15 protein-coding genes are annotated in these 19,648 nt (G+C 52.1%); 6 read left to right on the forward strand and 9 right to left on the reverse strand.

The annotated features are described in order from the left end of the window. Window positions 1–349: 349 nt before the first annotated feature. Entirely contained in the window at window positions 350–1,426 is a 1,077-nt protein-coding gene (locus FJ146_00005) for a hypothetical protein (protein ID MBM4250335.1), read from the reverse strand. A gap of 845 nt (window positions 1,427–2,271) precedes the next feature. Between FJ146_00005 and FJ146_00010 the strand changes: the two genes are divergently transcribed. Continuing rightward, window positions 2,272–3,783, forward strand: a complete 1,512-nt coding sequence (locus FJ146_00010; protein ID MBM4250336.1) for a hypothetical protein — start codon at window positions 2,272–2,274, stop codon at window positions 3,781–3,783. 229 nt (window positions 3,784–4,012) lie between these two features. Here FJ146_00010 and FJ146_00015 read toward each other — a convergent pair whose 3' ends face one another. Continuing rightward, entirely contained in the window at window positions 4,013–5,008 is a 996-nt protein-coding gene (locus tag FJ146_00015; protein MBM4250337.1) for a hypothetical protein, read from the reverse strand. A 447-nt stretch (window positions 5,009–5,455) separates the two neighbouring features. On the opposite strand from FJ146_00015, the gene FJ146_00020 reads away from it, so the two are divergent. Then, the gene (locus tag FJ146_00020) at window positions 5,456–5,956 is read left to right on the forward strand and encodes a hypothetical protein (protein ID MBM4250338.1); all 501 of its coding nucleotides are present in this window, start codon (window positions 5,456–5,458) and stop codon (window positions 5,954–5,956) included. Window positions 5,957–6,056: 100 nt separating this feature from the next. On the opposite strand, the gene FJ146_00025 is transcribed toward FJ146_00020, so the two are convergent. After that, window positions 6,057–6,317: a hypothetical protein gene (locus FJ146_00025; GenBank protein ID MBM4250339.1), complete on the reverse strand. Its 261-nt coding sequence runs from the start codon at window positions 6,315–6,317 to the stop codon at window positions 6,057–6,059. 29 nt (window positions 6,318–6,346) lie between these two features. Next, entirely contained in the window at window positions 6,347–6,574 is a 228-nt protein-coding gene (locus FJ146_00030; protein ID MBM4250340.1) for a hypothetical protein, read from the reverse strand. Window positions 6,575–7,551: 977 nt separating this feature from the next. Here FJ146_00030 and FJ146_00035 point away from each other — a divergent pair. Next, complete coding sequence (locus tag FJ146_00035) at window positions 7,552–8,748, forward strand: hypothetical protein (protein ID MBM4250341.1); 1,197 nt, start codon at window positions 7,552–7,554, stop codon at window positions 8,746–8,748. Window positions 8,749–9,488: 740 nt separating this feature from the next. Here the strand turns inward: FJ146_00035 and FJ146_00040 are convergent. The 4 genes from FJ146_00040 to trxB all read right to left on the reverse strand — a co-directional run bounded on the left by FJ146_00040 (window position 9,489) and on the right by trxB (window position 13,418). Next, complete coding sequence (locus FJ146_00040; protein MBM4250342.1) at window positions 9,489–10,883, reverse strand: hypothetical protein; 1,395 nt, start codon at window positions 10,881–10,883, stop codon at window positions 9,489–9,491. Between the two features lie 100 nt (window positions 10,884–10,983). Continuing rightward, window positions 10,984–11,289 (reverse strand): DUF971 domain-containing protein, encoded by a 306-nt coding sequence (locus FJ146_00045; GenBank protein ID MBM4250343.1) that lies wholly within the window; start codon window positions 11,287–11,289, stop codon window positions 10,984–10,986. Window positions 11,290–11,315: 26 nt separating this feature from the next. Further along, entirely contained in the window at window positions 11,316–12,467 is a 1,152-nt protein-coding gene (locus FJ146_00050) for an Mrp/NBP35 family ATP-binding protein (GenBank protein ID MBM4250344.1), read from the reverse strand. A gap of 33 nt (window positions 12,468–12,500) precedes the next feature. After that, window positions 12,501–13,418: a thioredoxin-disulfide reductase gene (gene trxB / locus FJ146_00055; GenBank protein MBM4250345.1), complete on the reverse strand. Its 918-nt coding sequence runs from the start codon at window positions 13,416–13,418 to the stop codon at window positions 12,501–12,503. A gap of 164 nt (window positions 13,419–13,582) precedes the next feature. Between trxB and dacB the strand changes: the two genes are divergently transcribed. Then, window positions 13,583–15,082 (forward strand): D-alanyl-D-alanine carboxypeptidase/D-alanyl-D-alanine-endopeptidase, encoded by a 1,500-nt coding sequence (gene dacB / locus FJ146_00060; protein ID MBM4250346.1) that lies wholly within the window; start codon window positions 13,583–13,585, stop codon window positions 15,080–15,082. Between the two features lie 29 nt (window positions 15,083–15,111). On the opposite strand, the gene FJ146_00065 is transcribed toward dacB, so the two are convergent. Beyond that, complete coding sequence (locus tag FJ146_00065) at window positions 15,112–16,293, reverse strand: competence/damage-inducible protein A (GenBank protein MBM4250347.1); 1,182 nt, start codon at window positions 16,291–16,293, stop codon at window positions 15,112–15,114. Window positions 16,294–16,482: 189 nt separating this feature from the next. Between FJ146_00065 and FJ146_00070 the strand changes: the two genes are divergently transcribed. After that, the gene (locus tag FJ146_00070) at window positions 16,483–17,883 is read left to right on the forward strand and encodes an FAD-binding oxidoreductase (protein ID MBM4250348.1); all 1,401 of its coding nucleotides are present in this window, start codon (window positions 16,483–16,485) and stop codon (window positions 17,881–17,883) included. Window positions 17,884–17,997: 114 nt separating this feature from the next. Continuing rightward, on the forward strand, window positions 17,998–19,638 hold the full coding sequence (gene pckA / locus FJ146_00075; GenBank protein MBM4250349.1) for a phosphoenolpyruvate carboxykinase (ATP): 1,641 nt from the start codon (window positions 17,998–18,000) through the stop codon (window positions 19,636–19,638). Window positions 19,639–19,648: the final 10 nt, after the last annotated feature.

A 19,648-nucleotide genomic window follows, 5' to 3' on the forward strand; every position in this document is an offset into this window, starting at 1 on the left:
TTTTTTGATCCAACAAATCTCGTGCCAAATCCGCCAAGGTAGGCAACGTCACGTCCGAGTTGTCCAGAAGATCGCGGTCCGAGTTAAACTAAGAATTTGGGGCTATAAAATCGCGGTAGGTAACAGGGGGGCCCCTCTCGAATGCATTCTGTGCAGGGCGCCGTCGTTCTTGCAGGCGGCGCTTCCCAATCCAACAAGGCTGGTAAGGATCATCACTATAAACTGGATTGAGTTGCGCTGAGCCATGGCTGATTCCAACGATAATTTCAACGATTCGCATTCTTTACTCGCACCAAGACTTGGTCCCAGACCACGTCAATGGGCGATGTTTTAGGTGTGACGACGAATCTTAACCACACACTTGCTTGGCAGAGGCGAAGGTTGCGTCAAATCCAGCCTTGTAGATGTTGTACGCCGCACCAGCTTCGACATCCGTCGGTGCATTCTCCAGTGCCGTACGGAAATTCTGGTACAGGTTTTCTAGACTAGGAACAAAGCTGGCTCTGGCTTGCTCGCATGTTAGGCTCGACTGAAGATTCCGTAGTGTATTCGCCTGGTCTTGGATGGTCAACTTAGCGTTTAGAATTTCAGCCTCGCGCTGTGCGCCCGCGGCGCGCATCTCCTCAATCTTCCGTTGTGCAGCAAGACGGTCATTGAGAAGAGCTCCTACGGGACCACCCAATATAAAGCCAGACCAAGTGGCATTCATGCCGGGGATTTCGATGGGGCCGCACCCCCTACATCTCCAGTGGGACGGCCCAAATTCGTTTGCTATTCCGACGATACTCACATCGGTAGATGTATCGTTGATTTGGTCAAAATCGAAAGCGGCATTACGGTCAATTGCCTGCTGGTAGCCAAGATGAATACCAACCACCAAGTTGCCCTCTAACATCGGGGCGCCAGACATCCCAGGGATAGTGTCACAGCTGTGAGTAAACACTCCAGAACGTGGAATGCGCTTCTCGAGTTTGCAGCCTTCATTTGTGTAAAGATCTTGTTTGCCTGGTGTAGAATCATATCCTACAACTTTGAGCCTGGTGCCCACTGCTTTACCCACATTTAAAACTTTATCAAAGGAGTGTACCGTAGTTAGGACCAAGCGATCCTGCTTCGCATTAACATCAGCTACATCAGAAAGAGCCGTAGTGACACCGGTTCCCGTCCGAAAACTCAATTTGCGATAATATTCGCGGTCGGTAAGGCTCTTTGCTTCGGTGATACAGTGGGCAGCTGTTGTGATTTCGTTCTTGCCGGTTACAAATGCGGTACATACACCTTTGTCAAGAGTTAGTAATCCCACTGTAGCTCGTAGAGTCTGATCTTGTTCTGGTACAAGGTCATTATCACCGATGACCTGCTTAACTCCAGAGCTTCCCGCAGTGCTGCTGGATTTGCACCCTGTCCAACTTAACATAGTCGACATCAAGCTGATGGTGAGCGCTAAATTGCTGCGTCTATTTTTTTTGCTTTTGATGAAGTTTCTCGCAGATTTTTTGCCCTTCGCTTTTGCAGATTCGTTGTTAGTGGTTCGAACGGATAACCTAAAGACGCATCGAAACTTATTTCTGTAATCTGCAACGAGTGGGACAAGGAGTGAGTAAACGCAAGAAGAGAAGCAAAACTATGCTCTTTATTTTATCAGTTCGATTTTCTCTCGTGCAATTGCTGTGCCGGCTGTCGGCGTCCCATAAGATTTAATTCTTAGGTCGCGCCCATCTGGGCGATGGGAATTGAGAATTTTTTCTTTCGGCGTACTTCAAATGTCGCGAGTGTGAGTTTAGTTGGCAAGCAACTGTCCAAGACGTTGGCAGAAGACCAAGGTGGCGACGTCTTGGAGTCATAAAAGTACGAGCAAATATTTGCAGGTAATATCTGGATAGGGCAGGGCAGCATGAGTCGTTATGTGTATAAAGCCGATCATTTTTGGGCAGATGGAAGCGCAGCCTGATGCTGGTCGTGGCAGTGAGTAAAGTTATTTGTCACCCTGTATATTACTTAGCCACCTTTAGAGAAACCTGTACGCATGAGTCATCTAAACAAAGGATGCCGATGGACGACGGCGCCAAAATTGCTCTAGCGGCGTTCAAGGATAGGATGCGGCAGGTTTGCGTGTTACTGGGATGGCGCTGTTGATGGGCATGATTTTGGATTGAACCTCTCAGAAAATGGGAGTTTTTTTGTTTATAAACGCACTTGAATTTCATCAGCGGGTCATGTAAGGGGTGGTCGCGCTGATCGCGCCCAACCCCTGACTCCGGGGAATTCATAATGTTCAATATAATTGTTGGCTTGCCTTTTCTTTGGATGCTCTGGGGATGTGGATCAAGTGATCAGAATGGATACACGCTGAAGCATGAGGTGGGCCAAATCACTTCAGGTGATCCTAGAGACTGGGTAGTCACCACAGATGAGATTTATACACTCGCTCACCCCGGTGCAAAGCTTTTGCCGGTCGACCACCCCATAGTGAAACGTATAGGTTGGTGGGTAAGTTGGATTGATAGTGGCCTGCGTAGCCACCCCAACTACCAAGCTCAAATGGCTCGTGTGCCAGTGCCTGAGTTAGTGGTTTCGCACAAATACCACGAAAACGCCTGGTCTAGCGGCGTTCCCGTTTGCTATCCGAATATAGTGGTCAGCTTTCCGGGAGTAGCTGGCGAAGAGGTCGAGTCCATGGAAGACTGCTTACGACTGCCTGCGACCAGTGTGGACGACGTAATGAAGATTTTTGAGGACTTGTCGACTAACTGGTCGCAGTCAAGTGGCTGTGACTTGTCGCAGCAGAATATCTCGCTAGAGGACGACGGAACCATCAAGGTAACTCCTCCCGAATCGTGCAAAGATCCAGATGACGTGAATATGCGTGGTTTTTTGGGCACCAAGACGAGCAATCGGATAACTGTAGATACACAGTTACTGTCTCAAATAAATGAACAGGAGCTTGTGGCAACACTTGCCCACGAACTAGCCCATTATTATCGTGCCCATCAGACGCGTGCCGTGAGCTATTACTACGTAATGAGTGACGAGGCTATAGTGTCGAGGCCAACGCCCATTACGCCGGCTTCTGATTTGTGGCAACTTACGCTGGAATTAGATAAAATGCGGAATGCCAGCGCGAGGTTTGTGGATCTCTATAACGCTTTTTCATCAGAATTTCCGGAATTCGAAAAAACACAGTCACCTGACTTTAAAACGGCAGCGACTTTGGCGACAGTTTACGGGATTAGCAAACACGAACTGGTGCCGAGACTCGAAAAAGTTACTTCGTTTTTGACGGACCACATCCCAGCTCCGAGCGTCAAAGTTTATGTTGATAAAATATTGGCCTTTCTGACGGAGTGGACCAAGGAGCCGACTGATACCGTTGAAATTCTGTCTCGCGCAAACAAGGCGCGACTTGGCTGGTATACAATAGAGCAGGAAGCGGATGATGTCGGTGGCGAGATTTTAGCGGTCCTAGGGTTTGATTTTGGCGAAATCACTGATCTCTTGCTGCGCGGCGATCTCATGAAAGGCTCTTGTCTCCAGCGTAGATCATCCGGTTGGATGACCAATGGGAAGATCGAAGTTGAGCCGTTGCACCGGTATATAGACAATCACCACACAGGATGTTTTCGAGTGTTCAATATCGACCGTGAGAAAACGGCGCATCAGTACCAGCCACTGACTGGTACCAAGTGGAAAGAACTCTCCGAAGTCCCAGGCTGGAATCAGCTAAATGCCGCGTTTACCTGGGAGCAAATTCAAGCCAAGGCCCGTGAATCCGTTAACAACTGAAGCTAACAGCAAACTCATTGTTAATCTTCAGGAGGCCACTGTTAAGGAAATGCCTGACAGTATGGCGCGCAAACTCTCGCAGCTGCAGGGCTCGGTGTTATCGTATGACGCTAAATCGGAATGAGCTCACGATGCGCGATAGATTGGTCCCTTCAGAAACTTCAAGTGCCGCATGATGCAGCACTTGAAGTTGAATTTTGGGCAATAGAATCAGAGAATTTGCGTTTGCTTACTTTACTGGAATTGTTTCATCCAACTTGGTCGCCAGCCAAAGCTCGGCGCTCACGGATTCTTGACTGTCGCTGTCAGTCAACGAAATCGATTTTGTGTATACGCTCGACTTTGAGATTAATGTCTTAGAAACATTAACTCGTGTCTTAGCATCATCGCCGTCAGAAAAGAGAACTGCAACCATCATCTCGTTTTGACCTGTGATCGGATTATATTGCTCTACTTCCGGCATCGCTTCCATCGTTGACTTATGAGTACTCGCCTCGGCTACGAATTCATCCTCTAGGGGAAGTTTATTTTTGATGAATGTCAGTGGGTCACGAATAAATTCTATAGATGCTTCTGCACTGTGCTTTAGTAAGGCCACTGGTACGGGATTAGAAGTTGACGGAAATACTTTGTCTGGAGCAGACCAATATTTGGTAGAGGTCTTGACCTGACCCGTGTCCTTGGTGCTCCAGTCATAGGTATAAATGGACGCAGAGCTTGGTGTTTCGGCACAGTCGTTATCGACGTCAATAAAGTAGCCCCGAGTGAGTTCTGAAATCCTTTGTCCATCCTTGACGTAGATCACTTCGACGGTACGAGTTAGACCCAACCTCTTGGTAATCGAGTAGGGATACAGCCGAAGATGGTCGGCATAGGAAGATCCTGCAAGTGGTCCCTCAAGTATATCGAGAGAGGCGTCGATGTGGATGATTTTACCGTCTTCGAATGAGCGGTCGTATGTGATCTTATCGGGCTTAGTTGCGAGGATAGTATCACCGCGAGATTCAGCCGTCTCACCAAAGTCTTGGTTTGTTATTGCAGGTTGGAGGTCAAAATTCGGCACCTTAGCCTGGAACCGAGCGACACAGCGGGCTAGCGCCGATTCCTCCGCCGGTACATCCGCTTTAATACTTGCCGCGGACTGTAGGCGGCCGGTTGAGCAGGCGGCTAGGCCAGCGGCTAGTAGCAAGTTAGTACTGTAGGCAAGTGCATTCTTTGATTTCATGATAACGACCTCTATGACTTTAAGTTGCTCCCCAACCGTAAAAGCTCCGAAGAAGCTCTACGGATGTATGACTAATCGCAACCTTCGTGCCAAATTGCGGAGGTGTCTCATGCTCTGTTATTACTGGGTCTTAGGCCGGACCATGAAAAGTGGCTGGTAACGAATTGAATCGAAAATAGGTCATTTGTGGTTTTTCGGTAAAGTAATGATACCGCTCCGAGCAAAATGATCCTGCAAAGCGTGCACCCCGAGTCCTCGTTCAGCAGCACAACTACCCTTAAGAATTGCAGACTTTAGATGCGCGCTTTTGGCATGTAAATTGCTGATGCCATTTTGCCACAGTGATCGAAGGCTAATGGTGCTGGTATCGCGGATGTCGAGATTGCTGGTGCGCATAATCCGGATCCAAACTTTAGTTTCACGAATACAAACGGTAAAGGAACCGCAATGAAACGGATTTTTCAAATTGGTATCGTCTGTGCAGTTAGCCTGCTTATGACTCACTGCATTCACGTGGAGCCATTGACGCAGAATGACATCCAGCGGCTGACTACTTGTCGCCACACAAGTCTCGATAATATTCGCAAATCTCTAATCTTGTCTGGATTCGAGATCAAATCCAAAACTGCCACCGACTTAGTCACTGAGTACAAACAAGTCGGCGGTTACAATGATTATCGTTATTTTAGGCGTGTAACAGTGTTCCAAGACAAGCCCAAAGTCTTCCGGTTTGCCGTCCGCGAGAAAACTATTGTACTGGAGAGAGAACGCCCTCAACAAACCAACACCAATCCAACTAACGCAACGGCTGTGACTCCAGCCACCATCGTGAACGTCAATATGCGTGATCAGCAACCTCGCCAATTCGAGAACGAATTCGGTCCAAGTTATGACGAGAGCACCCGCGATTTACACGAGGGTATTAAATCTCAAGTGTGCGGCAATTAAAGTTAGATCTCTGATTGGCACCTCAACGGTGGCGCTATGATCACTGTGGCAAACAAAAACCCACCGACCCCAGAGCGAGGTCGGTGGGCTTACCAATACTTTAGTTGCCGAGTAGGCCAGGCTGTAGGTTCACGAACAAGCTGACGTCGGACTCTGCCGGAGCAAAGCTGTGCTTGAGCTGGCTCGAGACCTTTTTGTTAGTAACGCGAATCGCGTCTTCAAGCTTCATGCCTTTGCTCAGACGTGCGGCCTCAAGAGCGCGCGGCGTATTGAGCACACCACTCGACTTGACCTTGCCTTTGAGCTCAGGTGTGACGTCGACAGTGGACTCGACCGAGACACCAACAGCGCCGAAATCCACACTAGCCTCGCCGTAGTTGGAGAACGGAGCTAGGCGACCGTCTTCAAACGTAGCAGCGACGGAAAGCTTATTAGCGATACTTGGTGCGTCGCCACCTTTTTCAGGAAGTAAGCCGGCAGCTTATCGACCTGCGCTTGATTTGGTTCAGAGCCGCGTAGTGCAATTTTTAGAATGCCGCCGATGAGCATCCTTGCCTGCTGCGGTTCGAATCCAAAAGAGCCGTTAGCGACATCCGCATGCTCGAGCGAGGCAGACATACCGATTGGCTCAAGTGCTGTGCGAGGGATACAGAGGCAATCTAGTCAAAGTCTGTGCCGTCACAGAACTCATGCAAGCTAGACGTTATCTAAAATACGTGCGCCTAAACTACGAGTTCCCGTCACGGGCACCACAGAGAATTGAGAAATATTAGTGGAGCTACTTGCTTGAAGCCGAAGCTTCTCGCTTTCTCATCTTTTTTGACGCTTCGCCGTCCTTGCCAGATTCGCTTCGCTAAGTTGGTTTTATGTGGACTCCACGTCCGATACCCGCCTTGCAGCGAGCAACCCCGTTCCAGGGTCTAAAATGATTTGTACGCTAGAAAGTTATTTCAGTTTTAATCCGCGTTGGCGGAGTGAGTGTAGCCACGTACAGGTACACTCGACACAACACTAAGGTTTTTACCCATGCCATGTTTTGAGCATCGAACCCGTACCTTACTTATCAAAGAGCGAGGGGATAATACTCGATACAATTTGCTAGTAAAAACGGATTTAGCGGCGGTATTCGCTAACGCGAAACTTTAGCAGATCGCCTTGACCGCCCCATAAATAAGGCGGATTGCGGCGATCATATGTTCAAATCTGCTCAGTAAAAAAAGAATGGCAAGTGCGAAGGCTAGTTTCGTAGATTAAAGACTTGGGCGGGCTGCTAAGTCGGCACGGTTGATCAAGAAGCGTGCTTACAAACAACCCTTGATTGCCCCGCAGACGATGCTCTTTTTTTATTTTTTATTAGTCTCCAATTTTGTGGAGGCGATTGGCTAAAATAATAAATGGTTGGATATTAGCCAGTGAATTTAAAGTTTCAGGATAAACAGTTGAATTGTCGCTTTTTTTTCCAGTCAAAGACGGATGATTTTAGTGTTGCTTCGCTTGGTTGCAGAGACCCACTTTTTGCCTCTCTTTGTTTCTTCCACTCGCAATGCTACACTCAAAATCTCGCCTATTAGCACCTCCAAGAATGGGATCCATCTATGAAAAATTTCGCCCTTACGCCAGCTATTGTTGCCATAGTTGGTCTGTCAGCATGTAAAAAAAATGACTCGGACACTGGGACCGGCACGGCTATTACAACTGTTGCGAAAACAAATGCGACGACTGAAGGCGAAGGCGGAAAAATTCCCGCCGATCCTAGATTCGGGGCACTTTATGCCCAGCTCAAAGGACTAGACTACATCGCAAGAGGCTATCCAAAGATAGCTGTTTTCAAAGACGCGAGCGGCAATGAACTGGCAACATTTACAAATACATTTGACGATAAGAAACGCATCGTCTCTCAGTCATACACAATAGCCTCAGGTAAAACTGAAAGCGATCTAAGGAGCTGGACAGGTCATAACTTCTACTCACAAGCGCAAGCGTACAGTAGCTTTGGGCTTTTCGCAGCTTACGTAACTGGAAACCCCTCTAAAAATGGTTCCCGGACTTACTCAGCAGCCGGTACAGGCTGTCCAGATTGGCTTGAAAATTCCGAAGAGGTAGCGGGAGAGAACACAGTTTCGACCACATTCACCTGTGAAGGCACTAAAGTTTCATTGAACCAAGTGCGGATCGAGGCGCTAGGTAACAACAATCTGGTTAAGTACACCAACACCTTGCAAACCGAATTCGATGCGAATTTCGTGGTACCCATGAAAACATCGGGGACCTGGGTGAGTGAAGCCGGCAATAACGGAACATTTACGACACAATCAAATTCAACCAATACCTCCGAGTACACCTATACCGGCGACAAAGTAAGCGGGTTCAAGGCAGACTCTTCATCAACTGGCAGCTCGATGCCAGCCAGCAGCTCGGCGCGCGAGTGCGCACTCGTCGATACAGATTTGACATGTAACATAACACTCACATCTGGTTCGACGTCGTCAACGTCTACCTCGGTGGTTTCGCTTCAGGCCAATAAAGTTTGGCCGTGGGTCAACGGCTATCTGACCCAGATCACAAAGTCGAATACCACGACGGGTGGAACCCCAGTTCCCCAGCAGGAATTCGACGAAAAAGGGCGATCGACGGTCATAGTAAACATGCGGATTGATCAGAACGGAACGAAATCTTACCTTTACTATGCACTCGAGTATCCTGACGCGACCTCACTCAAGGCGACCAAGATGACTGTGCTCGGCAACGATAAAGCCACGGCTCAAGGTACGGTTGAGTTCACCTGGGACTGATACCGACGTAAGCCCCGTTTGAATGCGAACATCCCGACTACGCAACATTTGGCGAGGTCGGGATTTTTAATAGTTGGAGTACGGATAATAGGGAGGGTAGGACTATCAATCCCCATAGTCCCCGCAACCAGACTTGGTTCCCACGCCAACCTGTCCTCATCCTCAATCCAATCTCTGCGTAAGTGGCAATATTGCTCTGTACCAGGCGCCGTTGCGGCTACCTGGACTAGAGCAATTTCCGCGTTGGTTCCTGGCATCGGTATTCGCAGCAAGCGCACCTGAGCCCATGAGCTAAATGGACTCTGCCTCACCATCCAGCACATGCCTCCTTCAGCTCAGGTGTTGACTGTGACAGTCATGAGGCCCATACGTGAACTCCCCCTGCTCGTGTCTCGGCGGTAAGTTTGGCAGAGGCTCGTAGCCCATGCCCTTATGTTTCAGATTAAACTCGGACGGCGTGAAGACTTCGTTCTAAGTGTCAGGATCGATAGTTCGAAACTGTGCAACATATACCAATTTTGTGTAAACACCAGGGCTGGGTTAGTGCGACGCCGCCCGGCGTCGCTTTGGCGATTGATTCAAACATCGACGCTCAAAACATGTCAGGTTAGACTCGTGAGATACTTTGTACTCACTCGGGTACGTGCCTTATTTGTCCGCCTTAAAGGATAGAGTAGTGCGGCACAAGAGATTAAAAAACCCACCGACCCCAGAGCGAGGTCGGTGGGCTTACGAATACTTTAGTTGCCGAGTAGGCCAGGCTGTAGGTTCACGAACAAGCTGACGTCGGACTCTGCCGGAGCAAAGCTGTGCTTGAGCTGGCTCGAGACCTTTTTGTTAGCAACGCGAATCGCGTCTTCAAGCTTCATGCCTTTGCTCAGACGTGCGGCCTCAAGAGCGCGCGGCGTATTGAGCACACCACTCGACTTGACCTTGCCTTTGAGCTCAGGTGTGACGTCGACAGTGCCGAGGATCACTTGCTTGATACCTTGCGCATCAAGGGCTGGGTTGATGGCCTTGACGGCGCCTGCGGTCCCCGCAACATGTGGTGACGCCTGGCTGGTGCCCGACATGGCAAGGCGGCGGTTGTCAGGGACAGTGGACTCGACCGAGACGCCAACAGCGCCGAGATCCACACTAGTCTCGCCATAGTTGGAGAACGGAGCTAGGCGACCGTCCTCAAAGGTAGCAGCGACGGAGAGCTTATTAGCGTGGTCGATGCTAGCAGGGCTGGTGGGATAGATGTCGTTATTGCTGCCGTCATTACCAGCGGCGAAGACAAACAGGGTGTCTGGAGCCGCTTTAACAAGCGATGCTTGGTGCGTAGCTACCTTTTTCAGGAAGTAAGCCGACAGCTCATCGACCTGCGCTTGATTGGGTTCAGAGCCACGCAGCGCAATTTTTAGAATGCCACCGATGAGCATCCGTGCCTGCTGCGGACCGAATCCAAAAGAGCCGTTAGCGACATCGGCGTGCTCGAGCGAGGCGTACATACCAACTGGCTCAAGTGCCTTAGCCTGAAGTTTCGCAAACAGCGAAAGTCCGGCCTTGATGGTGCGCTTGACAATCCAGTTCACGTCCTTGCCTGCAGCCACGTCCTTACTGACTTCGTCACTGAGCGCCTGCAGCGGATTTTTCGTCGGGATCAACTTAACGCCGATGACCTCGACGTCGTCACCTTGACGCGAGACGATGCCCGAGACGTGTGTGCCGTGGGAGTAGTTGCCGTAAATCGATAGTTGTTTGATGAATTCGCGATCTTGCGTGCGTTCTTTGGCCCAAGCTTTTTCCGCGTCGGTAGCTTCGCCCTTGAGTCCTTTAGCTTGGATCTCAAAAAAGCGCTCGATCTCATCATTGAAGATACTTGAATAAGCGCGGTCGATGAGGTCCGCCGAGTTTTCGGCAAAATTCCATCCATGAATGTCGTCCATGAAGCCGTTCTTGTCTTCATCAACGTTGTTGGAACTACTGTCGACGGGATTGAGCCATACCTTCTCAAGTAGCTCAGGATGCTCAGTATCAAGACCACTGTCGATAACAGCAACGGTAGCCGCCTGGGCAGAAGTTATGCCAAGACCAAAACCAATAAATTGGCCGAGGAGAGCGATGCCGGGTTTCCATGCTTTCGATTTCATTAATGCACCCCCTTGTTACAGAAAATTGACTGAACTTTAACACAGGGCTACGGGGCGCAATAATGAATTCTGCAGCTAAGGGGCAAAATGAGAAATAAGGTCAAGGAAACGCACGCAGCATCTGGAAGGTGTAAATCCCCGTTGCATGGCCATCGCTAAAGTGAATCTTCAGAGCATAGGCGCCCACGGATTCAATCTTTAGCGGCCTGACCGTGTCGGGAACATCCTCAGGCTTTAGCCTTTGCTCCCGTGTCCACTCATCAATACAGGAGGCGCAGGGACAGCTGCGTCGCAATTTTACTACATCAAATTGGTCCTTGTGCCCGTCGCTCCAGGTGATCGCTAGCGTGCGCGGTCCAGCCTGCTCGATAGCAGAAACGCGAATATTGTCGGTGGCTAGGCTCATGTCGGTGCTTCCACTTCGTTGATCTCTTAGTTCTTCCACTCGAGGGCAAACTGATTCAGGATGCCGCTAGCTTGAGCATTCAATATCGATAACTGCTGCGCCGCCGCACCAGCTGCAGCGATATAGGCCTGCGATGCAGGTGCATCGGGGAACGCCGCTACGTGTGGACGACCCTCGTCGCCACCCACTGCCACGCGCGGATCAATCGGTATCGCGCCAAGCAGACTGACGCCAGACTCCCGCGCAAGACGCTCACCGCCACCGCTACGGAATATCTGGTGCTTTTTATCGCAACCATCACACACGAAATAACTCATAGTCTCAATGACGCCGAGCACCGGCACCTTGAGCGTCTTAAACATGCTCATGGCCTTGCGCACATCGATGAGCGATACTTCCTGCGGCGTGGTCACAATCACGGCTCCCGTGACAGGTGCCGTCTGCGAGATGGTCAGCTGAATGTCGCCGGTTCCCGGTGGGTAGTCGATCACCAAGTAGTCGAGCTCTCCCCATTGCACCTGAGTCAGAAACTGCTTGATCACACTGCCGGCCATCGGCCCACGTAGGATCGTCGCATCACTCGCCTGCGTAAACATCCCAACGGAGATCACTTTGATGCCATCAGCCAATGGCGGGATGATGACATTGGGGCCACCCTCTTCCGCCAACTGCGTGATCCGTACCATGCGCGGAATCGATGGGCCGTAGACGTCAGCGTCAAGCAGACCAACCTTGGATCCAGTACGCGCCAGGGCATAAGCAAGGTTGACGGCCGATGTAGATTTACCGACACCGCCCTTACCGCTCGCAACGGCGATGATGTTTTTGACGCCAGCCAGCGCCGGTACCACTGCCGCATTGTTATCACGCTGCGCTGCACGCGTGGTCGCTGTCATCGTCACGTCGGCTTGAGCGAGGCCTGGGATCTCCTTAAGCACAGCTTCGCACTGCGCCTTAAGCTGCTCTTTCACAGGACAAGCTGGGGTGGTCAAATTGACCTCCACCGACACCTTGTCACCTTTGATGACGATGTTGCGGACAAAACCGAGGGCGACAATGTCCTGATGCAAATCGGGATCCTGCACCTTGGCGAGCGCCTCTTTAACCTGCGCTTCGGTAATGCCGCTGCGAGTGCCACCGCCACCTAGTTTGTCTTTAACGCTGGAGAATAAACCCATAAACTAAGCTCTCTTTATCTCGGTAAACTACTTTCAGTAGTGCTCTTCAATGAAACGAATCGCTTGCATCCCCGCCTGACATCCCATGCCAGCCGCCGTGATGGCCTGGCGGAAGACGTGATCAGCAATGTCACCAGCCGCAAAGACACCCGGGACATTGGTGGCGGTAAAGTTGTGTACTTTCAAATATCCGTTCTCATCTGTGGCAAGTTGGTCAGCGAAGACGGTGGAGTTCGGCCTATGACCGATGGCCATAAATAAACCGTCAACAGCCACTTCTTCGCGCTTGCCGCTGTCAAGATGACGCAGTACTGCATGCGTGAGCCCAGCATCGTTAGCGATGGTGTCTTCGACCTCGTAAGGGATCATCAATTTAATCTTCGGGTTCTTTTTCGTGCGTTCCACCATGATGTTGGAGGCACGGAATACGGGACGGCGGTGGATCAACAACACTTCGCTAGCGAGTTTGGACAGGTAGTTAGCCTCCTCCATCGCGGAATCACCACCACCAACGACGGCGACGCGCTTGTTCTTATAAAAGAAGCCGTCACAGGTAGCACAGGTCGAAAGCCCGCGCCCCATCAGTGGACCTTCTGACGGAAGTCCTAAGGTCTTCGCTGTGGCACCGGTTGCAATGATGACTGCTTTGGCCTCGATCTCACGATCGCCGGCCCAAAGACGCAGCGGCTTTTTTGAAAAATCGACCTTGGTGATCTCCTCGTAAACGATCTCGGCCCCAATGCGCTCAGCCTGCGCTGACATATCTGCCATCAACTGCGGACCCATGATGCCCTCGCGGAAGCCAGGGAAGTTCTCCACCTCAGTCGTTGTCGTCAACTGCCCACCGTGCTGGATGCCAGCAAACACCGTGGTCTTAAGACCACCGCGCGTGGTGTAAATCGCCGCGGTCAATCCGGCAGGTCCTGTACCAACAACTACGACATCGCTCATCGCCACGTGCTCCCTGGAGAATGGTCAAACTGCGGGGGTACCCCGTAGGGCCCTCAACTTAGCGCGATGGTCGCCAAAAGGAAAGCCGTGCGCGACCTCTAAGCCCCCCGGTCGGCACCGGGACAGAAATGTGCTAAAAATTTAGGATCACCAAAGGAGCCATCATGATCAGTCGCCTAGCTCGCCTCGGACTTGCCGTCGTCACCGGAACGCTGAGCTTGAGCTTCAGTGCCAGTGCGGCTAGGGGGGATATCACCAAGGCCCTCACTCAGGGAGGCTATTCCGTCCAGCAGGGCGTTCTGGTTACCCGCCTTAGCGACGGCAAGGTGCTCTTCGAGCGCGAGGCCGATACGCTGCTGGCTCCAGCATCTTTAACCAAAGTGCTGACCTCAGCTGCGGCGCTGGTCAAATGGTCCCCTGTCCATACACTACCGACTACGTTCTTTCACACCGGTCAGCGCAAAGGTCCCAAAATCAGTGGCGATCTCGTGGTGGTCGGTAATGGCGACCCCTTCGTGGTGTCCGAAAAGCTATGGCAACTCGCCGCTGACATACGTGGACTCGGGATCAGCGAGTTTGCGGGCGATCTAGTCATCGATAATAGCCTTTTTGATGACGAGAGCCGCGACGAGTCTCGTGAAGAAGGCCGACTCCGCTCGCGGCACGCCTACGATGCTCCAGTGTCTGCTTTTGGCGTGAATTTCAACACTTACGCCGTTGGTATCGCGCCCGGTGAAAAACCAGGCCACGCGGCATCCGTGTCGCTCGACCCCTACCCTCTAGGCGGCGTTATCATCGAAAACAAAGTGACAACCACGGTAGCAACCGGATCTAAACCGAAAACGGGCACCATCAGCGTGACGCGGCAAGTGCGCAAAGACGGTGTCGAGCTGCTCAAGGTCACCGGTCAGATTGCTGCCGACTGGCCCACGCAAAAAATCTATCGCTCTGTGGCTAATGATCTAACTGCTGCGGGCGCATATGTCAGGGCCTTCCTTAAAAACGAGGGCATCAACGTCAGGGGTACCATCAAGGCCGGCGTTAAACCGGCCAATGCCACACCGCTCATCAGCATGGACAGCTACGAGATGCGACGTATCGTTGCCGGGTTGAACACGTTCTCGAATAATTTCATTGCTGATGTTCTGATCAAGCGCCTGGGGGCTGATTTTCCCACGTCGGGTCAGCCCGGTGCCCCGCGGTCAGGGACCTTTTCCAATGGTCTGGCAGTGCTCAAGGACTTTCTCGTGAAGGACGTGGGCATTAAGACCAATTTTGTCCTCGAGAACGGCTCGGGTCTCGATACGGATAATCGCCTGAGCGCACGTCAGATCAATGCGGTCCTAGCGCATATGGAGCGGCATATGGATGTGTTCCCTGACTTTCTCGCCAGCTTGCCAGCGACTGGGTGGGACGGCACCTTGAAGAAGCGGTTTAACCGCAGTGCCACCGAAGAATTTAAGGGTATGTTCCGCGCCAAAACGGGCACTCTCACAGAGCCCATCGCGGTGTCCGGTATCGCCGGATATTTTCGCCACCCCACCCAAGGCATGGTTAGCTTCTGCGTTATCGAGAACGGTCATGGTGGCCAGCGCCAGCCCTCAGTCGTTGATCTGCGCAATCGTCAGGACCACATCCTAACGGCGTTCCTTAACGATCTATAGTGACTTTGTTGACGCCCTCGCTGATCGCTTCACTGCGACGCCGCTGCGCTCAAGGCAGCATGCCAAGACTTAGCCGCCAATGCTGCAATGGCCTTGAGCGTCCTGGACCGGTGGACCGTGTGTTTAAAGGGTGCCGCGTATTCAGCTAGAAAACTCTGCCCGCCCACGCGCCAGCCCAAGGTCCAGTTGCCGCTGGCATCGACACCCGCCACAGCCAGTACCAAGGCAAACCGAGGGGCCTTATCCAAGGCGTCCGTGACGGCGTCCTTAGGTGACTTTTGGGCGGCGCGCCATTGGGTTTGGACGAGGATGTCACGTGTCGCGGCGATCTCACGGAGCTGGTCTGTGAGCATGGCGGCCAGATGACCATGGGTGGCCATATCGATCACTGCAACACTGGGGTAGGTCGCTAACAGGGCGACGAGCTGTGACGGCGTGTCTTCCTTGTCGGTTTCGAATAACCAGGGCCTGAGCAGCGTCGTCAGCTGGTCGCAAAGTGCTGCATGACGCGCCTTATCGCTGGCAGGAAAGCTCACCTTGAGTTCGACATACGGTGCATGCACCCGGTAGGCAAGGCCGACATCGTGTCCATGCACGACTGGCGTGACAAGCTCCGCCAGGTGCGACTCGCCCTTGCCAATCATACGCCACATTTTGGTGATCTTGCGGTCACGCGGCGGCACACGTCCCTCAAGCTCGCCGTGCATGTGATCTTGCCAGAGCGCCTCGATCTCGCGCGGTGGTCCAGGCAACACCCAGATCTCTTTGCCTTTGGCCGAGAGCCTAAAACCGTTGGCCGTACCGGCGCTATTGGTGAGTATCTGTGCTCCAGTCGGAAAAAAGCACTGCTGCCTATTGGCCTCGGGCACAGCAACCCCGACGCGTGTGAGCTGTGCTTTCACGTGTTCCCAGGAGTCAGGATCAAAGATGAGCGGCAAGCCTGCCCACTGGGCAACAGCATTACGCGTGAGGTCATCCGAGGTAGGCCCTAGCCCGCCAGTGATAAAAAGAACGTCGATTTTTGAGGTGAGCTGTGCGATGGCAGCGACGATGTCAGCCTCGATATCGTCCACCGTCAGGTGATTCGTAACGACTAGACCGAGGTCTCCAAGGCGCGTCGACAGCCAGGCAGCGTTGCCGTTGACGATTTGGCCGGCAAGTAGTTCGGAGCCCACGGCCAAAATGGCAGCAGTTGCGGTGGCATGAGTCATGATCGGTCCTCACGTGGTCAGGAACTTCGAGCATAACCTATTTGTCCGGATTCGTCCGGCCCGTCCTGTTGCCTTGGCCAGAGTCGACGAAGAGCCGGATTGCCAGGGATTATACGGATTATAGCGTTGATCAGGAGGCGCGAAACTCGCATGATACGGACTGACTGACCCACAAGCGGAGTGACTGTCATGTTGCACGAGTCCCACCTCACCTATTTTCGTAAACTCCTCGGTGATGCCTTTGTCCTCACCGGAGCCAATGATTTAGAGGCCTACGGTCGGGACTGGACGCGCATCCATACACCCAATCCAGGGGCAGTAGTTTTGCCGGCATCGACGGCAGACGTTGCGGCCATCGTCAAGTACTGCAACGCCAATCAGTTGGCAATCGTACCAAGTGGAGGACGGACAGGACTCGCAGCAGGTGCGGTCGCTGCCAACGGCGAGGTAGTGCTGTCGCTCAACCGCATGAACCAGATTGAAGACGTTGATGCCGTCGGTATGACGATGCGCGTGCAGGCTGGGGTGACCACGCAGCAGGCGCAAGAGGCTGCCAAAGATGTGGGCCTATTTTTCCCGCTAGATTTAGCGGCTAAAGGTAGCTGTCACATCGGCGGCAACATCGCGACTAACGCTGGCGGCGTTAAGTTTATCCGCTTCGGCGGCATGCGCGAGCAAGTGCTTGGTCTTGAGGTTGTACTCCCAAGTGGCGAGGTTCTCGATCTCAACACCGGCCTGCGCAAGAACAACACAGGTTACGACTTGCGTCAGTTATTTATCGGCTCCGAAGGTACACTCGGGATCGTGACCAAGGCGACCATTCGATTGACGCCACCACCGCGGAATATGCAGGTCAGCGTGATGGCCGTGCGCAAGTTTTCCGATATTCCGGCGATCCTTGGCGTTTGTAATCGCGCTGGCGTGCAGCTCACGGCTTTTGAATTCTTTACCCGCGTGGCGCATGAGATCGTACTAGAGCATGCGATGGGTGCCCGGACACCATTTGCTGAGATTTCGCCTTACTACGTGCTCCTAGAGGTTGAAGAAGGACCGAGTGGCCAACAGGTGATGGAGCCACTGCTTGAGCAGATCTTCAACGACGATCTGATCACCGATGCCGTGATTGGACAGTCCTCGGCACAGGCCAAAGAGCTATGGGGCCTACGCGAAAACATTACAGAAAGTATTGCCAAGCATGGACACGTGCGGAAAAACGACATTTCGCTCGCCATCAACCAGCTCACGGATTTTATTGCCGACCTCGAGCCGATAGTGCAATCTGCGCCCAAGGATATGCAGCTAGTAATCTTCGGTCACCTTGGTGATGGCAATCTGCACATCAACTATGTTGGGCCAAAATCGCAGGATTTTGCCGCCTTTCAAGCCCGTGCTCGGGAAGTTGAATTGCAAGTTTTTGCGTTACTTGGGCGTTATAAAGGGAGCATCAGTGCCGAACACGGCATTGGGCTTTTGAAGACTAAGGATCTGCATTTTTCTCGCAGTGATGCTGAAATTGCGCTGATGCGGCAGATCAAGTCGCTGCTGGACCCGAAAGGGCTCTTCAACCCGGGGAAGATCTTCCCGGGGTGATTTTTTAAGCATCTGTATTTACTTGGGTTTTTCTTTTCCCATCAAGCCTGGCGGACGATGTCTGATAAGGTCTAAGTCTGCCTTTGGTTCATATTTCAGACACTTGGAGTCTATATGACGCAGCAGACCACAACGATCAAAGAGACCCTCAAAAAACTTGGCCTCGATAAGCTTGGCATTCACGATGCCACCGAGCTTATTTACAACCCCAGTTACGACCAACTCTACACCGACGAAACCAGCCCTAAGACGCCAGCGGCTGAACGCGGCACGCTGACCAAGACCGGTGCGGTATCGGTCGATACCGGTCGTTTCACCGGTCGTTCACCGAAGGATAAGTATCTCGTTGTTGATCCGAATAATAAGGACAACGTTTGGTGGGCCGGTACCGGCTCCGACAACCATGCAATGAAGCAAGAGACGTGGACCAGTCTCAAATCGCTAGTGACCAAGCAGCTGAGCGGCAAAAAGCTCTACGTGATAGAAGCCTACTGCGGCGCTAACCCAGCGACGCGGATTGCTTTGCGTGTCGTCACGGAACTCGCATGGAAGGCGCACTTCGCCAAGAACATGTTTATCCGCCCGACAGCTGAGGAGCTTAAGACTTTCAAGGCTGACTGGACGATCTTGGACGGATGTAAGACTCAAGCGGATAACTTTAAAGAGCTGGGTATTCGCTCCGAGGTATTCGTGGCGTTTCATCTAGACGAAAAAGTGCAGCTCATCGGTGGGACCTGGTACGGCGGTGAGATCAAAAAAGGCATCTTCAGCGTGATGAACTACGTCCTGCCTCTTAAGGGCATCGGATCGTTCCATTGCTCTGCCAACCAAGGCAAGAGTGGTGACACGGCACTCTTCTTCGGTCTCTCCGGTACCGGCAAAACGACGCTCTCCACTGACCCTAAGCGCGCCCTGATCGGCGACGATGAGCATGGCTGGGATGATGACGGTGTCTTCAATTTCGAGGGTGGATGCTACGCGAAATGCATCAATCTATCGGAAGAGACGGAGCCTGAAATCTTCCAAGCGATCAGGCGTGACGCTCTCCTTGAGAACGTGGTTGTCAAAGCCGATGGCACCGTTGACTTTAACGATCAGTCGAAGACGGAAAATACCCGCGTTTCGTACCCGATCTACCACATTGAAAATATCGTCAAACCAGTGTCTAAAGGTGGTCACCCGAAGAATATTATCTTCCTCACCTGCGATGCCTACGGTGTCTTGCCACCAGTGGCTAAACTAAGTTTTGAGCAGGCGCAGTACCAATATCTGTCAGGCTATACTGCTAAAGTTGCGGGTACTGAGATTGGTGTCAAAGAACCAACGGCGACATTCTCGCCGTGTTTTGGCAATGCCTTCTTGTCGCTGCATCCTACGGTTTACGCCAAAGTGCTGGCTGAGAAAATGCGCAAGCATGGGTCCCATGCTTACCTCGTCAATACGGGTTGGAGTGGTGGTCCCTACGGCGTCGGCAAGCGTATGAGCCTCAAGATCACGCGCCGCATTATCGATGCGATTCTAGATGGCTCGCTCGAGAAGGCCGAGTTCGAGAAGTTCCCAGTGTTCAATTTCCAAATTCCAAAAGCTTTGCATGATGTTGATAGTGCCGTGTTAAATCCACGCACGACTTGGGCCGATAAGAATGCCTACGACCAAACACTGCGCAAGCTAGCAGCAATGTTTGTGGAGCGCTTTGAGCGCTTTACCGACAGTGATGCAGGTCGGGCTCTGGTCCAATTCGGGCCCCAACTGTAAGTAAAGACGC

The sequence above is a fragment of the Deltaproteobacteria bacterium genome, assembly GCA_016874735.1.
In the GTDB taxonomy this organism is placed as follows: domain Bacteria; phylum Bdellovibrionota_B; class Oligoflexia; order Oligoflexales; family CAIYRB01; genus CAIYRB01.